At 57.9% G+C, this 5,878-nt stretch carries 6 protein-coding genes; 4 read left to right on the top strand and 2 right to left on the bottom strand.

Annotated elements, in window-relative coordinates:
* Positions 1–75 precede the first annotated feature (75 nt).
* The 3 genes from PSV43_RS04535 (at position 76) to cimA (ending at position 3,147) form a co-directional block, all read left to right on the top strand.
* Positions 76–720, top strand: a complete 645-nt coding sequence (locus PSV43_RS04535; RefSeq protein ID WP_300194227.1) for a sigma-70 family RNA polymerase sigma factor — start codon at positions 76–78, stop codon at positions 718–720.
* 45 nt (positions 721–765) lie between these two features.
* Entirely contained in the window at positions 766–1,284 is a 519-nt protein-coding gene (locus PSV43_RS04530; protein WP_300194225.1) for a hypothetical protein, read from the top strand.
* 297 nt (positions 1,285–1,581) lie between these two features.
* Positions 1,582–3,147 carry a citramalate synthase gene (gene cimA / locus PSV43_RS04525; RefSeq protein ID WP_300194223.1) on the top strand — a complete coding sequence of 522 codons (1,566 nt, stop codon included), beginning with the start codon at positions 1,582–1,584 and terminating at the stop codon, positions 3,145–3,147.
* Positions 3,148–3,252: 105 nt separating this feature from the next.
* On the opposite strand, the gene PSV43_RS04520 is transcribed toward cimA, so the two are convergent.
* Positions 3,253–3,975: an RluA family pseudouridine synthase gene (locus PSV43_RS04520; RefSeq protein WP_300194222.1), complete on the bottom strand. Its 723-nt coding sequence runs from the start codon at positions 3,973–3,975 to the stop codon at positions 3,253–3,255.
* A gap of 14 nt (positions 3,976–3,989) precedes the next feature.
* Complete coding sequence (rfbD, locus tag PSV43_RS04515; protein ID WP_300194220.1) at positions 3,990–4,874, bottom strand: dTDP-4-dehydrorhamnose reductase; 885 nt, start codon at positions 4,872–4,874, stop codon at positions 3,990–3,992.
* A 145-nt stretch (positions 4,875–5,019) separates the two neighbouring features.
* Here rfbD and PSV43_RS04510 point away from each other — a divergent pair.
* Positions 5,020–5,878: NAD(P)/FAD-dependent oxidoreductase (locus PSV43_RS04510; protein ID WP_300194218.1), on the top strand; the 859-nt coding region annotated here is incomplete at its 3' end.

Below are 5,878 nucleotides of genomic sequence, written 5' to 3'. Positions count from 1 at the left end.
GTTCAAAAATAATTGATATTGATACGTCCATAAGAAACGCTTGTCTCTTGAGGCAACGGGTGTTTCTCTTACTTAATGGAAGAATCATCACTCAGCGCCGCAGCGACCCCCGTCGCTTCGCTGAACCAGCCCGCTCCGACCAGCAGCTCTGCGGAGGATCGCGTTCTGGTGGACAGAGCGCAGGCGGGTGACACGCGCGCCTTTGATGATCTCGTGCGTAAATACACACCCAAGCTCTACGGTCTGATTTATAACATGACCTCGAACCGTGAGGACACTGCTGACTTGCTGCAGGATGTGTTTGCCAAAGCCTACCGCTCCATCAAGCGCTTCATGGGCAAGTCGTCATTTTACACATGGATCTATTCCATCTCTGTGAACATGACTTTGAACTTTCTTAAGAAGCGCGGACGACATCACAAAGTCAGTCTTGACGATGTAGATACGGGCATTGAAAACGATCCAGAATTCATTCGCGTCACTACGGCCAACTCGGGCACTTTGCGCGAAGTTAACATCCACGAATTGCAGAAAAGGTTGAACGCAGCCATGATGAAGCTGTCGGAGGATCATCGTACGGTGGTGACTTTGTACGACGTCCAAGGTCTCCAGCATGCCGAAATCAGCAAGATATTAGGAGTCTCGGAAGGGACTGTCAGATCACGATTGTTTTACGCTCATCGTCTGCTCCAAACTTATCTTGAAGACTTCGTTAAATGATAACGTCTGCCATCAACACCAAGAAACAACAATCCACAGCACGCCATGAATGAGTTTGAAGACATCCAGCGGTTGATTCGATTGAAGCGGTTTGAACAGCCGGAAGAAGGATTCACCGAAAATTTTCTCCTGCAATTTCACCAGAGGCAGCGGGCTGAAATGCTGCAGCAGTCGTCCTTGGAATTGTTCCGGGAGCGTCTCGTCACCTGGTGGAATCATCTGCTGGTACCGAAGTGGGGCATGGTCGCGGCTGCTGCCTCCGTTTGCGCCATGAGCCTCCTGCTGCTCTCGCCTCCTGCTGAAAAGCCCGGCACGGCCCTGACCGCTGTGCCCGTAGTTCCTGAGAAGGCCTTCATCCCCAAACTTGACCTCAGTGATCTTCTTCTGGCACGTATGGCGGAGCACGACGATGCCACGCTGACTGACATGCTGCTTCGCAACCATCTGGAAGTGCGGCCTGCGCTCGAAGGTAATTTGTTGCCTTCAAATGGCTGGCAGCAGCCCTCCCTGCGAAACGCCACCCCCGCCGTACAGGCAGGTCTCGAAGGCATGCTGGGCAAATAAGCCCGCATCCGCCCCAGGCGGCCAATAGCACATTGGCAGGTAAAAACTTCCCTTTGCCAGCAGGGCGGCCCCGGCGTAATCATCGCGCTACTCATGGGAAACCGCCCTGACATTCGCCTAACCATCCGAATTAGTTTCGGACTCATCCGCGCCTGACGCCGCAGGAAGAGTCCGTTGTCATGCATGCCTGCGCTAAAAGCGCCTCTGGCATCCGGCGTCCCGGAACTCACGGCAGTCGCCTGTCCGGCCTGTTTTCTCATTGCACAGCCCTTCCATCTCTTCATTTCCCCTCCCTACATGTCTCCAGTTACCATCTATGACACCACCTTGCGCGACGGCACGCAGGGCACCGGCATCTCCTTCAGCACTCTCGATAAAATCCGCGTCGCCGAAAAGCTCGACGATTTCGGCGTGCACTACATCGAAGGCGGCTGGCCCGGCTCCAACCCCAAAGACGCTGCCTTCTTCGAAGAAGCCGCCAAGCGCTCCTGGAAAAAAGCGAAGATCACCGCCTTCGGCATGACCCGCCGTGGCAAAATGAAAGTCGAGGACGACCCCCAGGTCAAAATGCTGCTCGACGCCAAAACGCCTGCCGTCACCATTGTCGGCAAAACTTGGGCGCTGCACGTCATCGAAGTCTTCCAAGTCAGCCTGGAAGAGAACCTCGCCATGATCTCCGACACAGTAGCCTACTTGAAACAGCATGGCCGCGAGGTGCTCTATGATGCCGAGCATTTCTTCGACAGCTTCAAAGAAGACCCGGAGTACTCGCTCAAAACCGTCAAAGCAGCTCAAGATGCTGGAGCAGATCTCATCGTGCTTTGCGAGACCAACGGCGGCGCGCTGCCTGAATTTGTCGAGGAGACAACGCGCAAAGTCATCGCCCATCTGGGACGCCCCGTAGGCATTCATACGCACAACGACGGTGGCGTCGGCGTGGCGAATGCCCTCGCGGCAGTTCGCGCCGGTGCCTGCCAGGTGCAGGGAACGATCAATGGCTACGGCGAGCGCGTGGGGAACTGCAATCTCACCACCATCATGCCCAATCTGCAGATCAAAATGGGCATTGAACTCGGCATCGACCTCACCCGCCTGCGCGAGCTCGCGAACTTCGTCGATGAACTCGCCAACGTGCCGCATGACATCCGCGCCCCCTATGTGGGTGTGGCTGCGTTCACGCACAAAGGCGGCCTGCATGTGCATGCGGTGCAGAAGCTGGCCCGCACCTACGAGCACGTGGACCCCACCCTCGTCGGCAACCAGCGCGTCATCACCATCTCGGACATGTCCGGCCAGTCCAACGTGATGATGAAGGCCGAAGGCATGGGCTTCAAATTCGTCAAGGGAGATGCCCGTGTGCAGACCATTCTCTCCGAAGTGAAGCGCCTCGAAAGTGAAGGCTACGAATTCGAAGCCGCCGAAGCTTCTTTTGAGATGCTCATTCGCAAGCAGCTCGGCCAGCATCAGCCGGTGTTTAATCTGATCGAGTACCACTCCACGCACCGCTTCCACGGCGGCGAGCATGGTTTTGAAACCTGCGAAGCCACCATCAAACTCGATGTTGGCGAAAGCCGTGTTTACACGGTGGATGAAGGCGACGGCCCGGTGAATGCGCTCGACAACGCACTGCGTAAAGCCCTCCTACCCTTCTTCCCTGCGCTCAAAGACATGCGCCTGGCGGACTACAAGGTACGCATCATCGACGGTGGCAACGGCACGGCGGCCAAGACCCGCGTGCTCATCACCAGCACCGATGGCAATGCCACCTGGGGCACCGTGGGCGTGAGCTGCAACATCATCGACGCGAGCTGGAAGGCGCTCGTCGATGGCATTGAATACTTCCTGCTTAAAAGGGCACAGTAGCCATCTCGCTTCGTCGAGATGAGCCTGGCGTGACCAGAGAACTCCCATCAATTCCAGGCGCAGCAGCCTGCGAAAGAGATGAGCACCTCTCGCTCCGCGAGAGGGCTACGGTACCTTCATGCCCGCTGCCTCCAGCACGGCCAGCAGATCTGGCGGCAGCGGTGCTTTGACACTGAGCTGCTGTCCGGAAGCCGGATGCTTCAGGCTCAATTCAGACGCATGCAGGAAGAGCCGTTTGGCGAGAATCGTTTTGCGCAGCTTTCGGTTCAAATCGAAGGAGCCATACACATCATCCCCCACCAGCGGCAGCTGCCGGGAGGCCGCCTGCACGCGGATTTGATGCGTCTTGCCGGTGATCAGATCGACTTCGATAAGCACCACGCGATTGAGCGCATTCGCCTCGATAACGCGGTATTTAGCCTCGGCATTGGGTCGCGTGCCGTGGCGCACCGTCGTGCGCACCTGATGCTTGGCGTGCGCTGTGATCAGATGGTCCAGCCACACGCCCTCAGGCTTCGCTGCCGCACCGCTGCACAAGGCGAGATATTTTTTGCGCACCAGTTCGGCCTCAAAGGCCGCACGGCATGCGGCGGCCGTTTTTTCATCCTTGGCACCCAGCAAAACGCCCGAGGTGTCCTGATCGAGACGATGCAGCAACCACACGCTTCCTGCCGCTGTTTTGAAACAGCGCCGGTCATGATCATAGCTGCCCTCAAACGCCGCCATCTGCGGCTTGCCCGCCTTCGGATTCGGGTGCGAGAGCACCCCATGCGGCTTGTTCACGACAATGAGGAAACGATCCTCATGCAGGATGTCGCAGCGGGTCATGGCGGAAGGGGGAGTCATTGGGGCTGATACTTCTGCACCAAATACTCTTCCAATGCATCGTACCAGTTGCGAATCTCACCGCCCAGCACGCTTTGCAATCTCGCATTGCTCATCACGGTCATCAGCGGTCGTTGTGCCTTGAGCTGGGTGAGACTGGCCAGCTCGATGGGCTGCACTGTCGTGGTTTTGACCGGCACCCCTAGCCGGGCGGCGAGCGTGAGCGCAGCCTCAGCCCAAGAATGCCAGGAAGCGACACCACTGTTGCACAGATGCAGCACGCCACGGGTTGTCGAATGCCGGATAATCAGTTGTTCGATCCAACCGCAGATGTCTGCATTGCTCGTCGGCACCGAAGTTTTATCTGCCACGGCACTGAGGTCGTCGGTCTGCAGCGCTTGCTGGATAATATTGTCAGGATGGCTCGGTTTGTCGGGACCAAACAACCATGAGACGCGCGCCACGAGAGCGCCGGGAGATGCCTTGAGCACCGCCTTCTCTCCGGCAAGCTTGGTGCGGCCATAGATATTCACGGGGACGGTCTCGTCTGATTCGAACCATGGGCCACGCGACTCGCCACTGAACACGTAGTCCGTGCTGAAATGGATCATACGTGCCCCCCGCGCATGGCAGCATTCGCCAAGTATCTGTGGTGCCACCGCATTGGCGAGGAATGCACGCTCCGGCTGCACTTCACAAACATCCGGGCTGGTCATGCCTGCGGCGTTGATCAGCACATCAAATTCTTGTGACGCCAGCTTCGCAGAAAGGGTCTCAGGCTGCTCGAAATCCAGATCAGCTCGCCCCCATGGGGTGATTTCGTATTCAGCGGCAAAGTGGCGGCTCAAGGCACGGCCCAAGCCACCGGTGGTGCCGAGAATGAGGATGCGGGGGGCTGGCATGGCGCATGCTTGCCATACCACCCGCACTTGCAAAGCCAAAAGGCATGTCCAAGGTAGGCGCTCGACTGATTAAGGATGAATGAGTAATATACAGCCTAGGATAGTGATTATCGGTGCCGGCCTTGCGGGGCTGGCGTGTGCTCGTATGCTGACAGCAGCAGGGCGGCCCTTCACCCTTCTGGAGGCATCCAATGCCGTTGGTGGCCGGGTGCGCACCGACGTGGTGGATGGGTTCCTGCTCGACCGTGGCTTCCAAATTTTCCTACCTGCCTATCCTGAGGCCAAACGAGTCCTGGACTATGAGGCGCTCGACCTGCGGCCCGTTTATCGTGGAGCGGATATTTTTGTGAAGAACCGTTTCCACCGCATGGCGGATCCCCTGGCGCATCCGCTCACGGCGCTGAAAAACTTCCGTGAAGGCATCGTCACCCTGCGTGACAAATGGACCACGCTGCTGCTTCGCAAGGAGGTTTTTGGCCTGCGCGAGCCCCCGGCCGACCTCGCCGAAATAGAATCCGAGGACTATCTGCGTGACTTCGGCTTCTCTGAAAACATGATCGACCGCTTCTTCCGCCCGTTTTTCGGCGGTGTGTTTCTCGAGAAGGATCTGCGCACCAGCGCGCGCATGATGCTATTTTTGTTTGCCATGTTTGACCGGTCTGGCAGCGCGATTCCAGCACGCGGCATGCAGGCGATCCCAGATCAGCTCGCCATGGCCCTGCCCCCAGGAAGCCTGCGCCTGAATGCTCCTGTAGCCGCCGTGCGCGCAGGTGAGGTCACCTTGGAAACCGGCGAGGTTCTGCACGCCGACCACGTCATCGTCGCGGTCAGTGAAGAAGTCGCCCATCGGCTCCTGCCATCCGCTGAAACCACGCCTCGCCTTCCCAGCCGCTCCACCACATGCATGTATTTTGCCACGGATGAGCTACCACCGGGCGATCCCATTTTGCATCTGGATGGTGATGGCCGGGGTCCGGTGAACAGCATCCTCGCGCTCTCACGTG

The sequence above is a fragment of the Prosthecobacter sp. genome, from assembly GCF_029946185.1.
GTDB lineage: Bacteria > Verrucomicrobiota > Verrucomicrobiia > Verrucomicrobiales > Verrucomicrobiaceae > Prosthecobacter.
Note: the sequence above shows the minus strand (reverse complement) of the source record. Positions and strands in the feature narration are given on the sequence as shown.

What these genes read in the sequence shown, in the direction of transcription:
- PSV43_RS04535 (WP_300194227.1), top strand. Translation starts at nt 76, where the DNA reads ATGGAAGAATCATCACTCAGCGCCGCAGCGACCCCCGTCGCTTCGCTG.
- PSV43_RS04530 (WP_300194225.1), top strand. Translation starts at nt 766, where the DNA reads ATGAATGAGTTTGAAGACATCCAGCGGTTGATTCGATTGAAGCGGTTT.
- cimA (WP_300194223.1), top strand. Translation starts at nt 1,582, where the DNA reads ATGTCTCCAGTTACCATCTATGACACCACCTTGCGCGACGGCACGCAG.
- PSV43_RS04520 (WP_300194222.1), bottom strand. Translation starts at nt 3,975, where the DNA reads ATGACCCGCTGCGACATCCTGCATGAGGATCGTTTCCTCATTGTCGTG.
- rfbD (WP_300194220.1), bottom strand. Translation starts at nt 4,874, where the DNA reads ATGCCAGCCCCCCGCATCCTCATTCTCGGCACCACCGGTGGCTTGGGC.